Here is a 21,591-nt window from a genome sequence, read left to right on the forward strand (position 1 = left end):
GGCTGGGGCTTAGCCTGCAAAGCTGAACGAGACGGCACCGATTCCCTCCAGCGCAGCCTCGATCTGCCGCCCTGCTCGCGCCAGTTGCAGGCCGGTGCAGGAGCCGGTGGTGATGACCTGCCCCTGTCGCCAGGGCTGGCCGCGGCGCGCGCAATGCAGCGCCAGCCAGCCCAGCATGGGCCACAGGTCAGCCGGATTGCCGCCCAGGGTGCGCGTAATTTCCTGGCCGTCGATGTGCAGGCTGGCGGCGACCTGGCGCAGCGAGAGCGTGGCCGGCAGCGGCTGCGCAGTCCCGATGATCAAGGCGCCATGGCTTTGCAGGTCGGCCATGCCGGCCCAGGGATTGGTGCACGGGGGATGACCCAGGCGTGTCTCCACCACTTCGATGGCCGGCAGGATGGCATCGAAGACCGTGCGCAGCGCCGCTTCATCCGGCACCTGCTGGCCGGGATCGTAGTCCCGCCCCACCCGCAATGCCAACTCCACTTCCAGGCCCCGCATGCGCCATTGAGGACCATGCAGTTCGGCCCCCGACGCCACCACGCCCGAGGCGGGCAAGGGCGCACAACCGGGCAGGCTGCCATCGCCCTTGCTGCCGACTTTCCAACCGCCGACCGGGCCGAGGCGGCGCAATTGCGCATCCTGCACGGCATAGGCGGTGTCGGCGTCGCCTACGGCCAGGCGGCGCCAGTCCAGCGCCAGGCCGCTGTGGCGGGCATCGAGCAGAAGTTGTGTGGCGGCATCGATGTGCATGCGGAAAATCTCCGGGACGAAAATATTGGCAGCGCGCATTGTACTGGCTCGATCGCCGCTCGCCCACCTGCAGCGCGACAATGAACTCGCCTGCACCAGCGCACTCCCACACAGGCGCCGATAATGGCAGGCAGCGCTTGACTTAGAGCGCACTCCAACTTCTAGACTGGCTGCCATGACCACTTCCCTGACCATTGCCCAAGCGGCCGAAGCCACTGGCTTGTCGGTGCATACCCTGCGTTACTACGAACGCATCGGCCTGCTCGATCCGGTGGAACGGCGTGACAACCGCCATCGCCGCTACACCCAGGAAGACCTGAACTGGATCGACTTCCTGAAGAAGCTCAAGGCGACCGGCCTGCCGGTGCGTGCCATGCTGCACTATGCCGAGCTGCGCCGCGAGGGCAATACCCTGGAAAGCGTCATTGAACGCAAGGCCATGCTGCAAGCGCATACGCTTTGCGTCCAACACACCCTGGCCGAGCTGCAGGAGAACCTGGCAGTCCTGCAGCGCAAGCTGGTCCTGTACGACGAACTGGAGCAAGCGGCTCGCGCTGCGGGTGCCCGTGCACCACGCAACAGCGCGCCCACGCCTCCCACCCCCGAAAGGATGGCACCATGACCGAACCCCTCACCACCCACCTGCAACCGGATTCGCACGTCGGCACCCGCCGCCTGGGCAGCAACGGCCCGCTGGTCTCGGCCATCGGCCTGGGCTGCATGGGCATGAGCGATTTCTACGCGCAGCGCGACGACGCCGAATCGCTGGCCACCATTGACCGCGCCCTGGAGCTGGGCATCAACCTGCTCGACACGGCCGACATGTATGGCCCCTACACCAATGAAGAACTGATCGGCCGCGCCATCCGGGGCCGCCGCGACAAATTCTTCATCGCCACCAAGTTCGGCATCCGGCGTGACCCAGGCAATCCGACCGCACGCGGCGTGGACGGCAGCCCGGCCTACATCCGCCAGGCGGTCGAAGGCAGCCTCAAGCGCCTGGGCATCGAGACCATCGACCTCTACTACCAGCACCGCATCGACCCGAATACGCCCATCGAGGCCACCATGGGCGTGCTGGCCGACCTGGTCGACGCTGGCAAGATCCGCTACATCGGCTTGTCCGAGGCCTCGTCGGCGACGCTGGAACGGGCCCACCGGGTGCATCCGGTGACGGCACTGCAGAGCGAATATTCCCTGTGGACCCGCGATCCGGAAGCCGATGTGCTGGCCACCTGCCGCGCACTGGGCATCGGCTTCGTGGCCTACAGCCCGCTGGGCCGGGGTTTCCTGACCGGCGCGCTGCAGCGCTTCGAGGATCTGGCCGAGGATGATTTCCGGCGCACCAATCCGCGCTTCCAGGGCGAGAATTTCGCCCGCAACCTGCGGCTGGTGGAAGAAGTGAAGAAAATGGCAGCCCATCACGGCTGCACGCCCAGCCAGCTGGCACTGGCCTGGGTGATGGCGCAGGACCCGCACATCGTGCCCATCCCCGGCACCAAACGCCGCCGCTACCTGGAAGAAAACGCGGGCGCATTCTCAGTGAAGCTTTCTTCCGCAGACCTGCTGGCCCTGGATACGGTCTTCCCGCGCGGGGCGGCAGCGGGCGAGCGATACGCCGAGGTCGGCATGGCTACGCTGAACCGCTGAATCGCTGAACTGCCCGGGATACGAGGGCAGATGCATGGTCGCGCTGGTCCCGGAAAATGCCCTCCCCCGCACGCTGGTTCGAGCAAGCCGGGGATTCATCGCTGTCGCAATGGGCAAGCGCCCGGCGGGGGCGCCGCTATTCGGAAAATGGCAGTGGCCAGGGATTCGCGCATGCGGGGCTCGGGTGAGCAAAGCACCCGAGCCGGCCGCCGGTCAGTGCAAGGCTTCCAGGCACAAGGCGATGCCCTGGCCCCCGCCGATGCACAGCGAAACCACCGCGCGCCGCTGGCCAGTACGCTGCAGGGCATGCGCCGCCTTGGTGATGAGGATGGCACCGGTGGCGCCGATCGGGTGCCCGTGGGCAATCGCGCCGCCATCGATGTTGAGGCGCTCGCCGGGGATGGCAAGCTCGCGCTGGACTGCCAGCGCAATGGCGGCGAAGGCCTCGTTGATCTCGAAGCGATCCACTTGCCCGAGCGTCCATTGGGCACGTCCCAGCGCCTGGCGGATCGCCGGCACCGGACCGAGACCGAACATGCCCGGTTCCACGCCCGACACCCCGGCCGAACGCACGGCGACCAGGGCTTGCAGGCCCAGCTCATCGGCCGTCTGGCGGGTACAGACGATCATCGCGGCCGCCGCCGCATTGATGCCCGGCGCATTGCCGGCCGTGATGCTGCCGTCCTTGCGGAAGGCCGGTTTGAGGCGTGCCAGCGATTCCACGGTGGTATCCGGCCGCACCGACTCATCCTGGTCGAAGCGGCGCTCGCCACCCTTGCCGGCCAAGGTGAGCGGCACAATCTCGCGCGCGAAGAAACCGCTGCGCTGGGCCGCCGCGAATCGCTGCTGGCTTTGTACCGCATAGCTGTCCTGCTGGTCACGGCTCAGGCCGAATTGCGTGGCCAGGTCTTCGGTATGCCAGCCGGAATGCTTGCCGGAGAAGGCATCGTTGAGACCATCGCTGAGGATGGCATCGATCACGGCACCATCGCCCATGCGCATGCCGGCACGCGCGCCGGGCAGCAGGTACGGGGCGCGCTCCATGTTCTCCATGCCGCCGGCGATGACCACGCTGGCCAATCCCGCCCTGATCTCGGCCAGCGCCGAGACCACCGCCTGCGCGCCCGAACCGCAGACGCGATTGATCGCCATGGCCGGCGTCTCGACCGGCAGACCACCCTTGATGGCAGCCTGGCGCGCCGGATTCATGGCGTTGCCGGCCTGGATCACGTTGCCCATGATGACCGCATCCACTCGCTCGGGCGCGATGCGGGTCTGCTGCAAGACGGCACCGATGGCGTGCGCGCCCAAGGCGACGGCAGGTACGTCCTTCAGGCTGCCGTTGAAACTGCCAATGGCGGTGCGCAGCGGCGAACAAATCACGATTTCCTGTTGCATGACCGGACTCTTTCTTCAAAAAATGACAATCATCAGGGGCAATCGACCGCTGGACCGGCAGTCGACAGTTAACTTTCATAATGCAAGTAAGGGTATCGTATCACCCAGGCGGGTGCTTCGCATCTCGTAGTTTTGCGGTCGCCGGGGGCCGCTTTCCCGGTGCCAGCGAGAACGCCCTGCGCATCGGCGGCAAGACGTTGCGCCCGTGGCATCTGTCGGAGGGGAAAAGGAATGCTGCTGCGCCCTTCGGCTTGCCATTGCCCCCCAGGGGGCAGGCAAGCGCTCGGGCGAGGTATTTCAGGCGGGGCTGGGGAGGTCGGACGCTTGACCGCTGCGCCTCAGGGGCGCGCGATGTGAACCATGTGGATCAATCGTCGCTGCGGGCCGCCGGATGCTGCGCCAGCGGCACGAAGGTATTGGTGGCCGTGTCGTGCGCCAGGATGGAGCCACTCTCGATGTCATAGACCCAGCCATGCAGTGCCAGCCGGCCCTGCGCCAGGGCCACCGCGACCGAAGGATGGGTGCGGATGTTGTTCAGTTGCGCAATCACGTTCTCGCGCACCATGCCATCGATGCGGTCCTTTTCGGTTTCATGATGGCGCGTTTCGTTGATCATGCGCGCCGCATCGGTGTGGTGCAGCCAGTTGCGCACGGCCGGCATGTGGTCCAGGCAGGCGCAGGTGGCCACCGCCGTCATGGCGCCGCAATCGGAGTGGCCGCAAATGACGATGTCCGACACCTTCAGCTGGGCTACCGCATATTCCACCGTGGCGCTCACGCCGCCCGGCTCGGGGCCGAAGGAAGGCACGATGTTGCCCGCATTGCGGATGACGAACAGGTCGCCCGGTTCGCGCTGGGTCACCAGCTCGGGCACCATGCGGCTGTCGGAACAGGAGATGAACAGGGTCGTGGGCGTCTGGCCGTTGGCCAGGCTCTTGAACAGTTCTTTACGGGAAGGAAAGACGTCCTGCTGGAAACGCAGGAAGCCGTTGATGATGTCGCGCATGAGGGGAAGGCCTTGATTCTTGATGAAGAGGGACGCCAAGCGTCCGGTGAGGCGGATGATACCACCAGCAAACAGGCTGACCGGCGGCAGGTCGTTATAAGCGTAATAACGAATGACCGCTCCGCGTTAAATTTCATCAAGAAATAGCGATTTTTCTACCGCTTAAACTCTTGTCGACTGATAAAATTGCCGTCTCGAAACTTTCCAGTGCGCAAGGCACGGCACTTTCGAGAGCGTCAGCATCGATCGAAGGGCATTTGGGTTGCCCTTGTCGACATCAACAATTCGGGGAAACAACTATGTTTAGCAGGTATGTCACAGCCGTGGCTGCGGTCGCCATGGTCACGGCGCTGGGGGGATGCGCCACGGAAAATTCACGCAGTCTGCCAGTAGCCCAGGTGGCCAGTGCGCAGCAGCCGTATCAGGGGCCGCGCAGTCCCATCGCCGTCGGCAAGTTCGACAACCGTTCCAGCTATCTGCGCGGCATCTTCTCGGATGGCGTGGACCGCCTGGGCGGCCAGGCCAAGACCATCCTGATCACGCATCTGCAGCAGAGCAATCGCTTCTCGGTCATGGACCGCGACAACATGGGCGAGCTGGCCCAGGAAGCCAAGCTGAACAAGCAGGCCCAGTCCCTCAAGGGCGCCAATTACGTCGTCACCGGCGATGTCACCGAGTTCGGCCGCAAGGAAACCGGCGACCGCCAGCTGTTCGGCATCCTCGGACGCGGCAAGTCGCAGGTGGCCTATGCCAAGGTAGCCCTGAACATCGTGGATGTGAACACCTCGCAGGTGGTGTACTCGTCGCAAGGCGCGGGTGAATACAGCCTGGACAACCGTGAGATCGTCGGTTTCGGCGGTACCGCCAGCTATGACTCCACGCTCAATGGCAAGGTGCTCGACCTGGCCATCCGTGAAGCCGTGCAGAACCTCGTTGCCGGTATCGATTCCGGTGCATGGAAGCCCTGATCCCCCTTCACGAACGAGACCGACCATGATGAACAAGAAACTCGCTGCCGGGTTCGCCCTCGGCCTGGCGCTGGCCCTTTCCGGCTGCGCCAATCACCAGCAGAAATCCCTCTATGGCTGGGGCAATTACCAGGACCAGCTGTACGAACACTTCAAGACCGAAGGCAACGGCAATGCCGCCGAGATCGCCGCGCTTGAAGAGAACCTGCAGAAGATGCGCGCCAACAACGACGCCGTGCCCCCCGGCTACCATGCCCACCTGGGCATGCTGTACGCCTCCATCGGCAAGGAAGACCAGCTGATCCAGGAGCTGCAGACCGAGAAGACGCTGTTTCCGGAATCGGCACCTTACATGGACTTCCTGATGCGCAACTACAAGAAGGGATTGAGCAAATGATGCTGAACAAATTCAAGGCGCTGGGCGCCGTGCTGCTGGCGCTGCTGGCTTCGGGCTGCGCTACCCAGCAAAAGCCGTATGACTATGCCGAGTTCAAGGCGGCGCGTCCGGCCTCGATCCTGGTCCTGCCGCCGATGAACAGTTCTTCCGAAGTCATCGCCCCCTACGGCATGCTGGCGCAGGCCACGCTGCCGCTGGCCGAATCGGGCTACTACGTGATCCCGGTCTCGCTGGCCAGCGAGACCTTCAAGCAGAACGGCTTGGCCAACGCGGCTGACATCCACGAGGTGCCGGTCAAGAAGCTGCGTGACATTTTCGGTGCCGACGCCGCGCTGTACATCAACGTGACCGACTATGGCACTTCCTACAAGGTGATCCAGAGCGATACGGTCGTCGCTGCCGACGCCAAGCTGGTCGACCTGCGCTCGGGCAAGACCCTGTGGCAGGGTTCGGCGCGCGCCTCCGACGCAGAACAGCGCCAGAACCAGAACAATGGCCTGCTGGGCGTACTGCTCTCGGCCGTGGTCAACCAGATCATCAGCACCACCACCGACGCCAGCTACAAGATGGCCAGCGTCACCAGCAATCGCCTGCTGCGTGCCGGTGGCAACAACGGCTTGCTGTACGGTCCGCGTTCGCCGCAATACCAGAAGGACTGAGCAGGACCGCTTGCAGTGCTTGCCCGTGCAAGCGCTGCTGAATCGCTCAACGCCGCTGCGGATCATCACCGCAGCGGCGTTTTCTTTTCATCTGCGCACAGGCTCGCCTGAGGAAAGCACACGCACATGCAGCCAGGCCCTCAAGCGCCGGCCAACTGATATTTGCGGATCTTGTCGTAGAGCGTCTTCTTCGGAATGCCCAGCCGGTCGGCTGCCTGAGCGACGCTGCCTTCACTGTCCTTCAAAGCGGCTGCAATCAGGCCTGCCTCGAACTGTTCTACCTGTTCAGGAAGGGACTGCGACAGGGATACCGGCGCACCGGCGGCAGTGATCTGCTCCACGCCCAGCACCCAGCGATCCGCAAAATTGCGCAGTTCGCGCACATTGCCCGGCCATTCACGTTGCTGCCACTGCTGCATCTGGGCCGCCGTCCACGGCGGCGGCTCGCGCCGGTAGCGTATCGATGCCGCCTGGCAGAAATGCGCCAGCAACAGCGGGATATCGCTGCTGCGCTGGTTCAGGGCAGGCAGGTCGATGGAGACCACGCCGATGCGGTAATACAGGTCTTCGCGGAATTGTCCTTCGGCCGACAGCTTGAGCAGGTCAGCCTTGCTGGCCGCCACCACGCGGCAATCGATGGCGACCGATTCATTTCCGCCCAGCCGTTCCAGGCGCCGCTCCTGCAGCACGCGCAACAGCTTGACCTGCAGGGCCAGCGGCATGCTTTCGATTTCATCAAGGAAAAGCGTACCGCCGTTCGCATATTCCAGCTTGCCGATGCGGCGCTTCTGGGCGCCGGTGAAGGCACCCGCTTCATGGCCGAAGATCTCGCTCTCGAAGACCGTCTCCGGCAAGGCCCCGCAGTTCAGGGCCACGAACGGCCCCTTGCGGCCGCTGGCAGCGTGCAGTTGGCGCGCCACCACTTCCTTGCCGCTGCCGGTCTGCCCGTTGATCAGCACATCCACATCGGCCGGCCCCAGGCTGCGGATCAGGGTACGGACGCGCTCGATGGCCGGCGACTGGCCCACCAGCGGCGGCAGCTCGGGATCATGCGCCCAGGCTTCGCGCAGGCGGCGGTTTTCCAGCACCAGGCTGCGCTTTTCCTGGGCCCGCAAGGCGATCTCCAGCAGGCTGTCCGAGCCGAACGGCTTCTCCACGAAATCGTAGGCGCCCGCGCGCATGGCCTCGACCGCCATGCTGACGTCGCCATGGCCGGTGACCACGATCACCGGCAGATCCGGATCGATGCGCATGACATGGGCCAGCACCTGCAAACCCGACCAGCCCGGCAGACGCACGTCGGTCACCAGAACGCCAGGGAAATCCCGGTTCAGCAGCGGCATGGCCTCTTCGGCACTGGCGCAGGCGGTCACCGTAAAACCTTCCAGCTCCAGGGCCTGGGCCGTGGCGCGGCGGACCGCTTGTTCATCTTCGATCAGCAAGGCGCTGGGGGTAGCGGCGGGTTTATCCATCAGATCCATTCTCCGTCTTCAACAGCGGCAGGCGCACCACGAATTCAGCGCCGCCCTGCTCATGATTATGTGCGCTCAACTGGCCATTCATGGCCTGGACGATGGACGAGGATATCGCCAACCCCAGGCCCAGTCCCTTGCTCGACGACTTGGTCGTGAAGAAGGGCTCGAACAGGTGCGGCGCCACCTCATCGGCGATGCCCGCACCGGAGTCCCGGATGCGCAGCACCGCCTGCTGACGCTCTGCATCGACCTCCAGCACCACGCAGACGCACTGCTGCGGCGCCTCTTCCACCGCATCGAGCGCATTGCGCAAGAGATTGACGATGACCTGTTCGGTACGCACCGCATCACCGGTCACATGTACTGGCCCAGGCATGGTGATGCGGGCTTCCACACCCTGCTTTTCGAAGTCGCTGGAGAGCAGCCGTACCGAAGCCTCCACCGCCTGGCGCAGGTCGACCGCCGCCACCGCTTCACCACTCTTGCGGGCAAAGCCCTTCAGTTGGCCGATGATCTTGCCCATGCTGGCACTGGCATGGCTGATGTGTTCCAGGTTTTCGGCCACCTGCGCCGCCTGCCCGCGTGCCAGAAACTTCACCGAGTTGTCGGCGAAGGCGCGAATGGCCGCCAGCGGCTGGTTCAGTTCATGCGTCATCCCGGCCGCCATCTGGCCCAGCATGGCCAGCTTGCCGGCCTGCACCAGTTCATCCTGGGTGGTGCGCAACAGGCTCTCGGTCTGCTGCAGTTTGGCGTACTTGGCGGCGATGGCCTGGTTGGCGGCGGTCAGTTCTTCGGTGCGCTGGGCGATTTTCTGCTCCAGTTCCTCGGCGGCGCGGCGCAAGGCGTTGCGCGACGCCAGCCGTTCCTGCAGGCGACGCCGGTGCTGGTACCAGGCCAGCAGCGAAATGGCCAGCGCCACCATGAAGAGCGCGGCCGCCATCGCCGAGAGCATGGCTGAACGCTGCATGCGCGCCTGCGAGGGGAACAGCATCAACTGCCATCCCAGCCGCCCTACCGGCCGTGACACGTGGGTGCCGAAGCCGCGCTGCAGGGCCGGCGGCAAGGTCGAGACCGGCGTGATGGGCAGGTCCGCATATTGATGCGTGCCTTCCAGCTCGCGCTGCACCGGCGCGCTCAGGGCTTGCAGGCTGTGGTACTTCCATTCGGGCCGGTTGCTGAGGAACACCACCCCGCCGGCATCGGTGAGCGTGATCGGATCGCTGCTGCTGCGCCAGGTATGTTCGAACTCGGCCAGGTCCACCTTGACCACCATCACGCCAATGGGCAGGTCGCCCTCGGCCTGGTCCTGGCGGCGATAGATGGGCTGGGCGATGAAATAGCCCGGTTCGCTGGAAATGTTGCCGATGCCGTAGAAGCGCCCTGCCCTTCCCAGGATCGCCTCGCGAAAATAAGGCCGGAAACCGAAGTCACGGCCGACATAACTGAATTCTTCATCCCAGTTGCTCGAAGCCAGCGTCACCCCCTGGCGGTTGAGCATGAAGATATTGACCGCGCGCGACTGCTGCTGGATGGTCTTGAACGCGCGATTGAGGCGATCCACCGACAACGCATCCTCGGGATGCTGCAAGACCTGCCGCACATCGGACTGGAAGCCCAGGGCAAAGGGCAAGGCTTCATATTTCTGCAGGATCGATTCCAGGTCCAGCGCCGCGATCTGCAACTGGGCGGCGGCCTGGTTGCGTTGATCGCTCTCGGCCCGGCCCAGCGCGATGCGATAGGTCAGCCCGCAGACCACCAGGGTGGCGGCCAGGAACAGGGTCAGGATCAGCAGGTTTCGTCGCGCGCGCATGAAGGATAGGGTCAAATGCAGCGCGGCGCCCCGCAGGGCGCCGCGTTGGAGGCGTCATGATAACGCGCCGCGCGCCACCGCAGGCAGCGGCGCGCGGGCAAAGGGCGATCAGGCAGGCTTGTGCAGCTTGCCGGCAGCGGCATCGGCCTCGCCGTGTTCATCGTCCGGGTTCATGGCGACATCGCCCTTGAGGTGGCCGTCACGCTGCGGATCCGGCATGCGCAGGCTGATGATCAGCGCCACCAGGCACAGTGCGCTCACATACCAGTAGAAGGCCGATTCCACGCCCGCCGACTTCAGCGACAGCGCCACGAATTCGGCCGAACCACCGAAGATGGCGTTACCGACCGCATACGACAGGCCCACACCCAGCGCACGCACTTCAGGCGGGAACATCTCGGCCTTGATCAGGCCGCTGATGGAGGTATAGAAGCTGACGATGGTCAAGGCCAGGATGGCCAGCGCCATGGCCACGCCGGGGCTGCTGACGTCCTTGAGGAAATGCAGGATCGGGAAGGTGCCCACCATGCCGAAGAAGGCGAAGCACAGCATGGAATTGCGGCGGCCGATCTTGTCGGAGATGGCACCGAAGATCGGTTGCAGAATCATGTAGACGAACAGCGCGCCGGTCATGACGCCATTGGCGACCTTGGGATCCATGCCGGCGGTGTTGACCAGGTATTTCTGCATGTAGGTGGTGAAGGTGTAGAACATCAGCGAGCCGCCGGCGGTGAAGCCCACCACGTTCAGGAAGGCGCGCTTGTGCTGCAGCAAGCCCTTGAGGGTACCGGCTTCCTTCTTCTTGCGGGCACCGGCCGAAGAGGTCTCGGCCAGCGAACTGCGCAGGTACATCGCCACCAGCGCACCGACCGCGCCGAGCACGAAGGGAATGCGCCAGCCCCAGGCCATCAGCTCGGCCTTGGTCAGCCACTGCTGCATGGCGAACAGCACCAGCACGGCCAGCAACTGGCCGCCGATCAGGGTCACGTACTGGAAGGAGGCGAAGAAGCCGCGGCGGCCATTGGGCGCCACTTCACTCATGTAGGTGGCCGAGGTGCCATATTCACCGCCCACCGACAGGCCCTGGAACAGGCGTGCCAGCAGCAGCAGCGCCGGCGCCCAGGCACCGATGGTGGCGTAGGTCGGCAGCACGGCCACGGCCAGCGAGCCGCCGCACATCATCAGGACCGAGATCAGCATGGAGGTCTTGCGGCCGTGCTTGTCGGCGATGCGGCCGAACAGCCAGCCGCCGATGGGACGCATCAGGAAACCGGCGGCAAACACGCCGGCCGTGTTCAGCAACTGGCTGGTGGCGTCACCCTTGGGGAAGAAGGCCGGTGCGAAGTAGATCGCACAGAAGGAATAGACATAGAAGTCGAACCATTCCACCAGGTTGCCGGAGGAGGCGCCGAGGATGGCGAAGATGCGCTTGCGGTATTCGGTGGCGCTCAAGGGCGTGCTGGTGGTGCTGGGCGCGCTGCTTTGCGGGGTGACACTCATGGAGATCTCCTGTGTTGGCCGCAGGCCTGTCCGAAAGACGCGACGTGCGGCGGGTCATCTTGCTTTGATTGAACCGGAACAAGGCATAACGCAGAGGCCAGCGGGACCAGGCGCGTGAAGACGATGCGGGGAGCGCATCAGGTGTCTGTCTCCGTGTTTGCTTTTTTGTTTTGATCTTCATATTGCAGGCTTCGTGCCAGCACGAAAAGTTCGGCAATGAGATCGCAAGCCATTGATTACAAAGGGTTTTATCAAAAACAGAGAAAAACAAGCCGCCCACCCGGTGCGGATTCCCGGAATGCTGCTGCGCGGCATGTCCGGGAATCCAGCCACGCGCGCAATGAAAAACGGCGCATGTCTTTCGACATGCGCCGCTCTCAAGGTCTTGCGGTCTACGGTCTTACGGTCCGACCGAGGCTGCGATCAGCGTTCGGACAAGGCATCCATGACGCACAGGGCCGTCATGTTGATGATGCGGCGCACCGTCGCCGACGGGGTCAGGATATGAACCGGCTTGGCGCAACCCAGCAGGATGGGGCCGATGGCCACGCCGTTGCCCGATGCGGTCTTGAGCAGGTTGTAGGCGATGTTGGCGGCATCGATGTTGGGCATGACCAGCAGGTTGGCATCACCCTTCAACGGCGAATCCGGGATCACCGCATTCAACAGCTTGGAATCGAGCGCGGTATCGCCGTGCATTTCGCCATCGACTTCCAGGTCCGGCGCGATTTCGCGCAGGATGCCCAGGGCTTCGCGCATCTTGCGGGCCGATTCGCTGTTGCTGGAACCGAAGTTCGAGTGCGACAGCAGCGCAGCACGCGGATGCAGGCCGAAACGGCGCATTTCTTCAGCGGCCAGCATGGTGATCTCGGCCAGTTCGCGGGCGTTGGGATTTTCGTTGACGTGGGTGTCCACCATCACCAGCTGGCGATTGGGCAGGATCACCGCATTCATCGCGGCATACACGTTCACGCCTTCGCGCTTGCCCAGCACCTGGTCGATGTAGTGCAGGTGCAGCTGGGTGGTGCCGTAGGTGCCGCAGATCATGCCATCGGCATCGCCCTTGTGGATGGCCATGGAACCGATGAGGGTATGGCGGCGGCGCATTTCCAGCTTGGCGTACTGCTCGGTGACACCCTTGCGGCGCGACATCTCCAGGAAGCTCTGCCAGTAATCGCGGTAGCGGTTGTCGAAGTTGGGGTTGATGACCTCGAAGTCGGTGCCGGCACGCAGGCGCAGGCCGAACTTCTTGATGCGCTGTTCCAGCACTTCCGGACGGCCCACCAGGATGGGCTTGGCCAGGTTTTCATCGACGATCACCTGGACCGCACGCAGCACGCGCTCTTCTTCGCCTTCGGCGTAGACGATGCGCTTCTTGGCCTCGGCAGCCTTCTTGGCGACCTGGAAGATCGGGCGCATGAAGGTACCGCTGTGGTAGACGAACTGTTCCAGCTTCTCGATGTAGGCATCCATGTCCTGGATCGGACGGGCGGCCACACCGGAGCTTTCGGCAGCACGCGCCACGGCCGGCGCGATCTTGATCATCAGGCGCGGGTCGAAGGGCTTGGGAATGATGTATTCCGGGCCGAAGGACAGGTTGGCGATCCCATAGGTCGAGGCCACGATATCGGACTGCTCGGCCTGGGCCAGCTCGGCGATGGCGTGGACGGTGGCGATCTCCATCTCGCGGGTGATGGTGGTGGCACCCGAATCGAGCGCGCCGCGGAAGATGTAGGGGAAGCACAGCACGTTGTTGACCTGGTTCGGATAATCCGAACGGCCGGTGGCGATGATGGCGTCGTCACGCACGGCCATCACTTCTTCCGGCAGGATTTCCGGGGTCGGGTTGGCCAGGGCCAGCACCAGCGGACGGGCGGCCATCTGCTTGACCATCTCGGGCTTCAACACGCCGGCGGCGGACAGGCCCAGGAAGATGTCGGCATCCGGGATCACTTCGGCCAGGGTACGGGCGTCGGTTTCACGGGCGAAACGCTCCTTGTCCGGATCCATCAGTTCCTTGCGGCCCTTGTAGACCACGCCGGCCAGGTCGGTGACGAAGATGTTTTCGATGGGGAAGCCGAGGTCGACGATCAGGTCCAGGCAGGCCAGCGCCGCCGCGCCCGCGCCGGAGACCACCAGCTTGACGTTCTTGATGTCCTTGCCCACGACCTTCAGGCCGTTGAGGATGGCGGCGCCGACGATGATGGCGGTACCGTGCTGGTCATCGTGGAAGACCGGGATCTTCATCTTCTCGCGCAGCTTGCGCTCGATGTAGAAGCATTCCGGCGCCTTGATGTCTTCCAGGTTGATGCCGCCGAAGGTCGGCTCCAGGGCCGCGATGACGTCGATCAGCTTGTCCGGGTCGGTTTCATTGATTTCGATGTCGAAGACGTCGATGCCAGCGAACTTCTTGAACAGCACGCCCTTGCCTTCCATGACCGGCTTGGACGCCAGCGCACCGATGTTGCCCAGGCCCAGCACGGCGGTACCGTTGGTGATCACGGCCACCAGGTTGCCACGGGCGGTGTAGCGGAAGGCGTTGAGCGGGTCGGCGACGATTTCTTCGCAGGCCGCAGCCACGCCCGGAGAATACGCGAGGGAGAGATCACGCTGGTTGGTCAGCAGCTTGGTGGGCGTGACCGCGATCTTGCCCGGGGTCGGAAACTCGTGGTAATCCAGCGCTGCCTGACGAAGTTGCTGACGCACTTCTTCTTTCTTACTGATCATCGAATCCATACTCTGTATTCTCTAGTTGACTTGCGAAGGGGGTCGATTCTAGCAGAGGTCGGCCCTCAATCATAGGCCGCAGGGCTCATGCTGCTCCGCGCAAAGCCTTCTCCGGACTGGCTTTGCGGCCTGTCGACCCAAACCCGTGATGACCGCGAACATGGCATTTCCGGGGCCAGATGACGACCAGTTGCCGCCTGATGTGCGCAGTTGCGCGCAGCTTGATTTCCCGCACGAGAGGCTGACACTGCCCTTGCATATCCGGTATTGGGGAAAACCCCTATCCCTTCACCATGGGCTCGCGCACCCTGCCCTGGCGCGGCATCCGGGCAGTTTGCGCTGCATCGCAACATGCGCCGTCGCCGGGATATTGTGCGCCTGAAGCCGTGACGGATTGGTTACAATCGCGCCATGCTTTCCGAATTCGAACTCATTGCGCGCTATTTCAGCCGCCCGCCCGCTCCCGACAGCCGCACGGCCCTGGGTGTGGGGGACGACTGCGCGCTGATGACACCGGCCCCGGGGATGCAGCTGGCCATTTCCAGCGACATGCTGGTGGCTGGCCGCCACTTCTTCCCGGATGCCGATCCCCTGCTGCTGGGCCACAAGTGCCTGGCCGTCAATCTCTCCGACCTGGCCGCCATGGGCGCCCAGCCGATTGCCTTCACGCTGGCCCTGGCCTTGCCGGAAGCGCGCGCCGACTGGCTGGCACCGTTCTCGCAGGGCATGCTGGCGCTGGCCGATGCCCATGGCTGCGAGCTCATCGGCGGCGACACCACCAAAGGACCGCTGACCATCAGCATCACGGTCTTCGGCGAAGTGCCGCCGCAACAGGCGCTGCGCCGCGATGCTGCCCGCGCCGGGGATGACATCTGGGTGTCCGGCACGCTGGGCGATGCGCGCCTGGCGCTGGCCGGCTACCGCCAGGAATTCGACATCAACACCGAAGAACTGCAGCTGGCCGCCCCGCGCATGCATGCGCCCACCCCGCGCGTGGCGCTGGGCCTGGCCCTGCGTGGCATTGCCCATGCCGCCATCGACATCTCCGATGGCCTGGCGGGCGACCTCGGCCACATCCTCGACCGGTCCCGCGTGGGGGCGACGCTGGACGTGGACGCCCTGCCGCCCGGCCCGGCCTTGCAGCAGCGCGACCTGCACCTGCGCCGCCGCTTTACCTTGTCCGGCGGCGACGATTACGAACTGTGCTTCACTGCCCCGGCACGCCAGCGCGAGGCTGTCCTCAAGGCCGCCCAGTCCGCTGGAACCACCGTCACCCGCATCGGCCAGATCGATGCGCAAGCCGGATTGCGGCTGCTCGATGCCGCCGGTGAACCGCTGCAGGACACGCCGGATTCCTTCGATCATTTCCGTTCATGAACCAAGCTTCTTCGCCCTTCCCGCCGCCGCCTTCGGCCTCGCCCCGCAAACGCAAGCCGACCCCGCACTTCATGCTGGCCCATCCGGCGCACTGGATCGCCCAGGGCTTCGGCAGCGGCCTCTCGCCCATCATGCCGGGCACGGCCGGAACGCTCTTTGCGTGGCTATCCTATGCGGTGCTGTCCACACGCTGGCCGCATGTCTTCACGGCGGCGAACTGGCTGGTGATCATTGCGGCCGGCTTCATCATCGGCATCTGGGCCTGTCACCGCACGGGGCAGGCGCTCAATTCGCCCGATGACGGCAGCATGGTGTGGGATGAAATCATCGCCTTCTGGCTGGTGCTGGTGCTGGTCATGCCGGCCAGCCTGAAGACGCAGTTTGCGGCCTTCCTGGTGTTCCGCTTCTTCGACATGGTCAAACCGCCCCCGATCGCCTGGTTCGACCGCCGCTTCAAGGGCGGTTTCGGCGTGATGTGGGATGACATCGTGGCAGCCTTCTATACGCTGCTGGTGTTTGCGTTCTGGCGCACTTATTGGTAACCGGAAGTGAACAATCGGGGCTTGTCCGATACAACATTCCCCGACATCGGAGTATCCTAGTCCACGCACTTCGTTGATCAACCGACCGCAGCGCGCCCACCTCCCGGCGCCGACTGCGGCACAGCCGAGGATGACACTCATGGACAGCACCCTGGACCTGGCCACCCGCGTGGGCCACACCCTCAAAGCCAAAGGCCTGCTCCTGGCCACTGCAGAATCCTGTACCGGTGGCGGCATCGCCCATGCCATCACTGAAATCGCCGGATCCTCGGAATGGTTTGATTGCGGTTTCGTGACCTATTCGAACGCCTCCAAGAACGAATTGCTGGACATCTCCGAAGCCCTGATCGCCCAGCATGGCGCGGTCAGCGAGGAAATCGCCGGTGCCATGGCCGAAGGGGCGGTGGCCAACAGCAGTTCGGATGTGGCCGTCTCCACCACCGGCATCGCCGGCCCCGGCGGCGCGGTGCCGGGCAAGCCGGTCGGCACCGTCTGCTTCGGCTGGCGCGTGGGCGACAAGACCTATACGGAGCGCCTGGTCTTCAAGGGCGACCGCCAGCAGGTGCGGGCCCAGACGGTGGAACATTCACTCAAGGGCCTGCTGAAGCTTTTGGCAGACTGACGCGGCGAATATGAAGAAAAAGGCGGCGCTCCCATGGAGTCGCCGCCTTTTTCTTCATCTGTGCTTGCGCAGCTCAGCGGAAGCGGTTGATCGCGTCCCGCGTCTCGATGGCCACCCGGCGCGCCGCAGCGGCGAAATCTTCGCCGGCTTCGGGCTTGGCGTAGAGGATGGCACGTGAAGAATTGATCATCATGCCCGTACCCGAGGCCGTCTTGCCGGCCTTGACCGTGGCTTCCACATCGCCACCCTGGGCCCCCACGCCCGGCACCAGCAGCGGCATGTCGCCGATGATGGCGCGCACCTGGGCCAGCTCGTGCGGGAAGGTGGCACCGACCACCAGGCCGCACTGGCCGTTGGTATTCCACTTCTCGGCGACCAGGCGCGCCACGTGCTGGTACAGCGGCTTGCCATCGACTTCCAGGAATTGCAGGTCGGAACCGCCGGCATTGGAGGTACGGCACAGCACGATCACGCCGCGATCCTTCCATTCCAGGTAAGGCGAGACCGAGTCCCAGCCCATGTAGGGGCTGACCGTGACGACGTCGGCGTCATAGCGTTCGAAGGCTTCGCGGGCATACTGTTCGGCGGTGGCGCCGATGTCACCGCGCTTGGCATCGAGCACCAGCGGGATCTCGGGGTAGTTGGTGCGCAGGTAGGCGCAGATGCGCTCCAGTTGCTCTTCCGCACCGAGGGCAGCGAAATAGGCGATCTGCGGCTTGAAGGCACAGGCGGCTTCGGCGGTGGCATCGATGATGGCGCGGCAGAATTCGAAGATCGCGTCCGGCTTGCCCTGCAGCTCGGCGGGGAATTTCTTGAGGTCGGGGTCCAGGCCGACGCACAGCAGGGAATTGCGCGAAGTCCACGCAGCGTTGAGTTTCTCGATGAATGTCACGGTGGTGCCTTTAACTGAAAGATGCGCTATTGTAGCGCGCCGGCCTGTCCAGACCTCGATTTTTGACTGATGTTCAGGGTTTTTCGCGGAACATCGGGCACTTCAGCAGGTTTGCATGGTCTCATGCGCTCTCTTTGCTTCACTTTTTGCTACGAGGAAAACAACATGAAAAAACTCTTCGCCTGGCTGGCCATCGCCATCACCGCCCTCACCCTCTCCGGCTGCGGCTACAACGAATTCCAGGCCAAGGATGAAGCCACCAAGGCCGCCTGGGGCGAAGTGGTCAACCAGTACCAGCGCCGCGCCGACCTGATCCCGAACCTGGTCAACACCGTCAAGGGCTATGCCTCGCACGAGAAGGACACCCTGGAAGCCGTTACCCGCGCCCGTGCTGCGGCCACCAGCTTCCAGATCACCCCGGAAGTGCTCAACGATCCCAAGGCCTTTGCCAAATTCCAGGAAGTACAGGGGCAATTGTCGTCGGCGCTGTCGCGCCTGATGGCGGTCTCCGAGAACTATCCGCAGTTGAAGGCCGACACCAGCTTCCGCGACCTGCAATCCCAGCTGGAAGGGACTGAAAACCGCATCACCGTGGCCCGTCAGCGCTATATCGCCGCTGTGAAGGATTACAACATCCTGGCGCGCAGCTTCCCCACCAACATCACGGCCAAGCTGTTCAGCTATGAAGTCAAACCTTCGTTTACGGTAGAAAACGAAAAAGCCATCTCGACCGCGCCCACGGTCAACTTTGGCAAGTAAGCGCCCGCCCCATTGGCCATGCGCAAACTGCTCCTGACCTGCTGGCTGCTGGCGTGGATCGCGCTGGCCGGACCGGCTCGTGCCGATGACGGCCTGGTGCCGGTACCGCCGCTGACGGCCCACGTCGTCGACCAGATCCACCTGCTGCAGCCGCAGCAGCGCCAGGCCCTCGACGGCGTTCTGGCCGACATCGAACAGCGCACCGGCAGCCAGATCGGCGTGCTGCTGATGTCCTCCACCGCACCTGAAGCCATCGAGCAATACAGCATCCGCGTGGCCGAAGCGTGGAAGCTGGGCCGCAAGGGCGTGGATGATGGCGTGATCCTGATCGTCGCCAAGGACAACCCAAAATCCCTGCGCCGCCTGCGCATCGAAGCCGGGCGTGGCGTACAGGGCAGCCTCACCGATGCGCAATCCAAGCGCATCCTGGAAGACGTGATCGCCCCGCATTTCCGCCAGAACGATTTCTATGGCGGCCTGGCGGCGGGCGTGACGGCCATCACCACCCTGCTGGAACAGGAAAAGCTGCCACCGGCCAAACGATCCTCCGGCGCAGTACAGAGCGACGATGGCGCAGGCTGGATCACGCTGGTGGTGATCGGTCTGTTCCTGGTGGTGTTCTTCACGGTATTGCTCAAGTCGCGCCGCAGCAACCGCAATGCGCTCAACAACAATGACTGGGGACGCGGCGGCAGCACGACCGCCGGGGTCATCATCGGCAGCCTGGTCGATGAGGCCTTGCGCCAGGCCAGTTCCGGCCGGGGCGGTTCGCGATCGGGTGGCGGCGGATTCGGTGGTGGATTTGGCGGTTCGTCCGGTGGCGGCTTCTCCGGCGGTGGCGGTACATTCGATGGCGGCGGCGCCTCGGGAGACTGGTGACATGGCGCACAACAATGCATCCCCTTCCCTGTTTGCGCGCCTGCTGCGCCACCTGCGCATGACGCGTGCGGCGGCACGGCGCATCTTTCCCTCTTCCACCCTCAAGGCGATCCAGGCCAGCATCGGTGAAGGAGAACGGCAGCACCGTGCGCAAGTGCGCGTGATCGTCGAAGCCGCGCTGACGCTGGGCGCAGTGCGGCGAGGTGAAAGCGCCCGCCAGCGCGCGCACGAGCTGTTTTCGCACTACCGCATCTGGGATACCGAGGAAAACTGCGGCGTGCTGGTCTACCTCAACCTGGCCGACCGCAAGGTCGAAATCGTCGCCGATCGCGGCATCAATGCGCGTGTCACGCGGGAGCAATGGCAACAGGTGTGCAGGCAGATGACTGCCGGGTATGCCGCTGGCCACTACGAGGCCAGCACCCTGCAGGCATTGGCCAGCCTGCATGCGATCCTGGCGAAGGCCTTGCCGCGCGCCCCGGATGGCGCCGGCGACCTGCACAACGAACTCTCCGACAAACCCCTGCTACTTTGATGCGATGTGAACAGGCCCTAGTGGGTGGCGGCGGCTGCGATTGAAGCCGCCCGCTGCTCAACTCAACCGTTCTCGTACACCCACTGCAACAAGGCATCCTGCGCCTGCTGCCCATTGGGCGCAGCAGCGTGATTGATCAGGAACACCACCACATAGGTCTTGCCCGAGGCCGCCTGCACATAGCCCGCAATCGAACGCACGTCATTGAGCGTGCCCGTCTTGATATGCGCCTGCCCCGCCACGCTTTGCGTCTTCAGGCGACGGCGCATGGTGCCGTCGTAACCCACCAGCGGCAGTGAAGATACGAACTCCGGCATCAGCGGCGAACGATAAGCCTGCACCAGCACGCTCGCCAGCAGCGCCGGCGTAACGCGCTCCACGCGGGAAAGACCGGCGCCGTTCTCGATGGCCAGGCCATTGGTATCGATGCCCTTGTCATTGAGCCAGCCACGCACCGCGCGCGCGGCATTGACGGTGTCCCCGGGCTGGCCGGTCATCTCCGCCCCCAGCGTGAGCAGCACCTGGCGCGCCATCACGTTGTTGCTGTACTTGTTGATGTCGCGGATGACTTCCGGCAACGGTGGCGACTGCACTTCCACCATCAGCCGTGCCGAAGGCGTGACCTGTCCGTTGAGTACGCGTCCGGCAAAACTGCCGCCGAGGTCGGCCCACATCTGTGCAAAACTCGCGCCTACATACTGCACATTATTCATGCGGTAAGGATGGACATACCACACACGCGGCCCGCAATCGGCGCTGTAACTGCCGGTGAAACTGACGGCGTTGGGGTCGTTGTTCATCTTCAGCTTGCCCTGCCAGTCACCGCAGGGTTCCTGCGACAGGCGCGGCGGCGTGAGGGTGACACCGGCCATGGGCGGATCCATGCTCACATTGACCACGCCATTGGCCGCATCCGGTTCAAACCGGAAAGCCTGGGTGCGGTAATTCATCAGCAGCGCATCGGGACCGGCGTTGTAGGGCTTCTGCGGATCCCCATCGAACTGCGAGGGGTCATAGCTGGACTCCGCAAAATAAGTGCGGTCCAGCACCAGGTTGCCGCGAATATCCTTGATGCCGCGTGCGCGCAACTGGCGCAGGAACAGCCAGAAATTCTCCAGCACCAGCTTGGGATCGCCCCCGCCCTTGAGGATCAGGTCGCCATTGAGCACGCCCCCGGAGAGCGTGCCGTCGATATAGGCCTGGGTCTTCCAGGTATAGGTCGGACCGAGGATCTCCAGGGCCGCATCGGTGGTCACCAGCTTCATCACGGAAGCGGGATTGAAAGGCTGCGCGGTATTGTTGGCCGCCAGCATGCGCTTGCCGCTTTCGGCATCGACCACCACCACCCCCGTGTTCTGCTGCGGGATATGGGCCACCCGCAGCGCGCCGACCACGGCCGGCGGCAGGCCCTGCGCGCAGACGGCACTGCTGGCCAGGAGCGAAACGATGAACGAAGAAAAACCAAACCGGTGACACTGCAGGAGGCGGGGAAAGCGGAGCATGATTCAGACTGGAATGAGGAGCAGGCATTATAGGGGATGCATGGCAGGCCGCTGGCGCGCCCGGTGCGGCCCGCCGTCAGAGGACATCGGCGCGTCACCTTGCCATGCGACACTAGGGCCTGTTCTGGACAGGCCCTGAA

At 64.1% G+C, this 21,591-nt stretch carries 20 protein-coding genes; 11 read left to right on the forward strand and 9 right to left on the reverse strand.

Annotated elements, in window-relative coordinates; translation table 11 throughout:
- Positions 1–9: 9 nt before the first annotated feature.
- Positions 10–753: a 2-keto-4-pentenoate hydratase gene (locus tag FYB76_RS13535; protein WP_088754886.1), complete on the reverse strand. Its 744-nt coding sequence runs from the start codon at positions 751–753 to the stop codon at positions 10–12.
- Between the two features lie 175 nt (positions 754–928).
- On the opposite strand from FYB76_RS13535, the gene FYB76_RS13540 reads away from it, so the two are divergent.
- The gene (locus FYB76_RS13540; protein ID WP_088754885.1) at positions 929–1,375 is read left to right on the forward strand and encodes a MerR family transcriptional regulator; all 447 of its coding nucleotides are present in this window, start codon (positions 929–931) and stop codon (positions 1,373–1,375) included.
- A complete protein-coding gene (locus FYB76_RS13545; RefSeq protein WP_154133956.1) occupies positions 1,372–2,403 on the forward strand; it encodes an aldo/keto reductase in 1,032 nt (343 codons plus the stop codon). Before FYB76_RS13540 ends, FYB76_RS13545 begins: the two co-directional genes overlap by 4 nt.
- Before the next feature lie 213 nt (positions 2,404–2,616).
- Here FYB76_RS13545 and FYB76_RS13550 read toward each other — a convergent pair whose 3' ends face one another.
- Positions 2,617–3,801: an acetyl-CoA C-acyltransferase gene (locus FYB76_RS13550; protein ID WP_088754883.1), complete on the reverse strand. Its 1,185-nt coding sequence runs from the start codon at positions 3,799–3,801 to the stop codon at positions 2,617–2,619.
- A gap of 367 nt (positions 3,802–4,168) precedes the next feature.
- A complete protein-coding gene (locus tag FYB76_RS13555) occupies positions 4,169–4,807 on the reverse strand; it encodes a carbonic anhydrase (protein WP_088754882.1) in 639 nt (212 codons plus the stop codon).
- A 299-nt stretch (positions 4,808–5,106) separates the two neighbouring features.
- Between FYB76_RS13555 and FYB76_RS13560 the strand changes: the two genes are divergently transcribed.
- The 3 genes from FYB76_RS13560 to FYB76_RS13570 are packed head-to-tail and all read left to right on the forward strand — an operon-like array spanning position 5,107 to position 6,831.
- On the forward strand, positions 5,107–5,775 hold the full coding sequence (locus FYB76_RS13560; protein WP_154133957.1) for a CsgG/HfaB family protein: 669 nt from the start codon (positions 5,107–5,109) through the stop codon (positions 5,773–5,775).
- A gap of 25 nt (positions 5,776–5,800) precedes the next feature.
- Complete coding sequence (locus tag FYB76_RS13565; protein ID WP_034338340.1) at positions 5,801–6,172, forward strand: DUF4810 domain-containing protein; 372 nt, start codon at positions 5,801–5,803, stop codon at positions 6,170–6,172.
- A complete protein-coding gene (locus FYB76_RS13570; protein ID WP_220407319.1) occupies positions 6,172–6,831 on the forward strand; it encodes a DUF799 domain-containing protein in 660 nt (219 codons plus the stop codon). The genes FYB76_RS13565 and FYB76_RS13570 overlap by 1 nt, the downstream gene beginning before the upstream one ends.
- Before the next feature lie 140 nt (positions 6,832–6,971).
- Here the strand turns inward: FYB76_RS13570 and FYB76_RS13575 are convergent, their stop codons facing one another.
- The 4 genes from FYB76_RS13575 to FYB76_RS13590 all read right to left on the reverse strand — a co-directional run bounded on the left by FYB76_RS13575 (position 6,972) and on the right by FYB76_RS13590 (position 14,352).
- Positions 6,972–8,303, reverse strand: coding sequence for a sigma-54 dependent transcriptional regulator (locus tag FYB76_RS13575; protein WP_154133959.1), 1,332 nt, complete (start codon positions 8,301–8,303; stop codon positions 6,972–6,974).
- Positions 8,296–10,116: an ATP-binding protein gene (locus FYB76_RS13580; protein ID WP_154133960.1), complete on the reverse strand. Its 1,821-nt coding sequence runs from the start codon at positions 10,114–10,116 to the stop codon at positions 8,296–8,298. The genes FYB76_RS13575 and FYB76_RS13580 overlap by 8 nt, the downstream gene beginning before the upstream one ends.
- A gap of 108 nt (positions 10,117–10,224) precedes the next feature.
- Positions 10,225–11,616, reverse strand: a complete 1,392-nt coding sequence (locus FYB76_RS13585) for an MFS family transporter (RefSeq protein ID WP_154133961.1) — start codon at positions 11,614–11,616, stop codon at positions 10,225–10,227.
- A 423-nt stretch (positions 11,617–12,039) separates the two neighbouring features.
- A complete protein-coding gene (locus FYB76_RS13590) occupies positions 12,040–14,352 on the reverse strand; it encodes an NADP-dependent malic enzyme (RefSeq protein WP_088754877.1) in 2,313 nt (770 codons plus the stop codon).
- Between the two features lie 402 nt (positions 14,353–14,754).
- On the opposite strand from FYB76_RS13590, the gene thiL reads away from it, so the two are divergent.
- From thiL to FYB76_RS13605, 3 genes are all read left to right on the forward strand, one after another.
- The gene (gene thiL / locus FYB76_RS13595; RefSeq protein WP_154133962.1) at positions 14,755–15,720 is read left to right on the forward strand and encodes a thiamine-phosphate kinase; all 966 of its coding nucleotides are present in this window, start codon (positions 14,755–14,757) and stop codon (positions 15,718–15,720) included.
- Positions 15,717–16,262, forward strand: coding sequence for a phosphatidylglycerophosphatase A (locus FYB76_RS13600; protein WP_088754875.1), 546 nt, complete (start codon positions 15,717–15,719; stop codon positions 16,260–16,262). Before thiL ends, FYB76_RS13600 begins: the two co-directional genes overlap by 4 nt.
- 139 nt (positions 16,263–16,401) lie before the next feature.
- Positions 16,402–16,884 carry a CinA family protein gene (locus FYB76_RS13605; protein WP_088754874.1) on the forward strand — a complete coding sequence of 161 codons (483 nt, stop codon included), beginning with the start codon at positions 16,402–16,404 and terminating at the stop codon, positions 16,882–16,884.
- A 73-nt stretch (positions 16,885–16,957) separates the two neighbouring features.
- On the opposite strand, the gene pyrF is transcribed toward FYB76_RS13605, so the two are convergent.
- Positions 16,958–17,776, reverse strand: a complete 819-nt coding sequence (gene pyrF / locus FYB76_RS13610) for an orotidine-5'-phosphate decarboxylase (RefSeq protein ID WP_088754873.1) — start codon at positions 17,774–17,776, stop codon at positions 16,958–16,960.
- Between the two features lie 165 nt (positions 17,777–17,941).
- Between pyrF and FYB76_RS13615 the strand changes: the two genes are divergently transcribed.
- From FYB76_RS13615 to FYB76_RS13625, 3 genes are read left to right on the forward strand one after another with little or no spacing between them, the layout of a single operon-like run.
- Positions 17,942–18,535 (forward strand): LemA family protein, encoded by a 594-nt coding sequence (locus FYB76_RS13615; protein ID WP_017453905.1) that lies wholly within the window; start codon positions 17,942–17,944, stop codon positions 18,533–18,535.
- 18 nt (positions 18,536–18,553) lie between these two features.
- Positions 18,554–19,414: a YgcG family protein gene (locus FYB76_RS13620; protein ID WP_187697652.1), complete on the forward strand. Its 861-nt coding sequence runs from the start codon at positions 18,554–18,556 to the stop codon at positions 19,412–19,414.
- Position 19,415: 1 nt separating this feature from the next.
- A complete protein-coding gene (locus tag FYB76_RS13625) occupies positions 19,416–19,949 on the forward strand; it encodes a TPM domain-containing protein (RefSeq protein WP_088754870.1) in 534 nt (177 codons plus the stop codon).
- A 62-nt stretch (positions 19,950–20,011) separates the two neighbouring features.
- Here the strand turns inward: FYB76_RS13625 and dacB are convergent, their stop codons facing one another.
- Positions 20,012–21,451: a D-alanyl-D-alanine carboxypeptidase/D-alanyl-D-alanine-endopeptidase gene (gene dacB / locus FYB76_RS13630; RefSeq protein WP_154133963.1), complete on the reverse strand. Its 1,440-nt coding sequence runs from the start codon at positions 21,449–21,451 to the stop codon at positions 20,012–20,014.
- Positions 21,452–21,591: the final 140 nt, after the last annotated feature.

The organism is Herbaspirillum sp. CAH-3 (assembly GCF_009668275.1).
GTDB classification, from domain to species: Bacteria; Pseudomonadota; Gammaproteobacteria; order Burkholderiales; family Burkholderiaceae_D; genus Herbaspirillum; species Herbaspirillum aquaticum.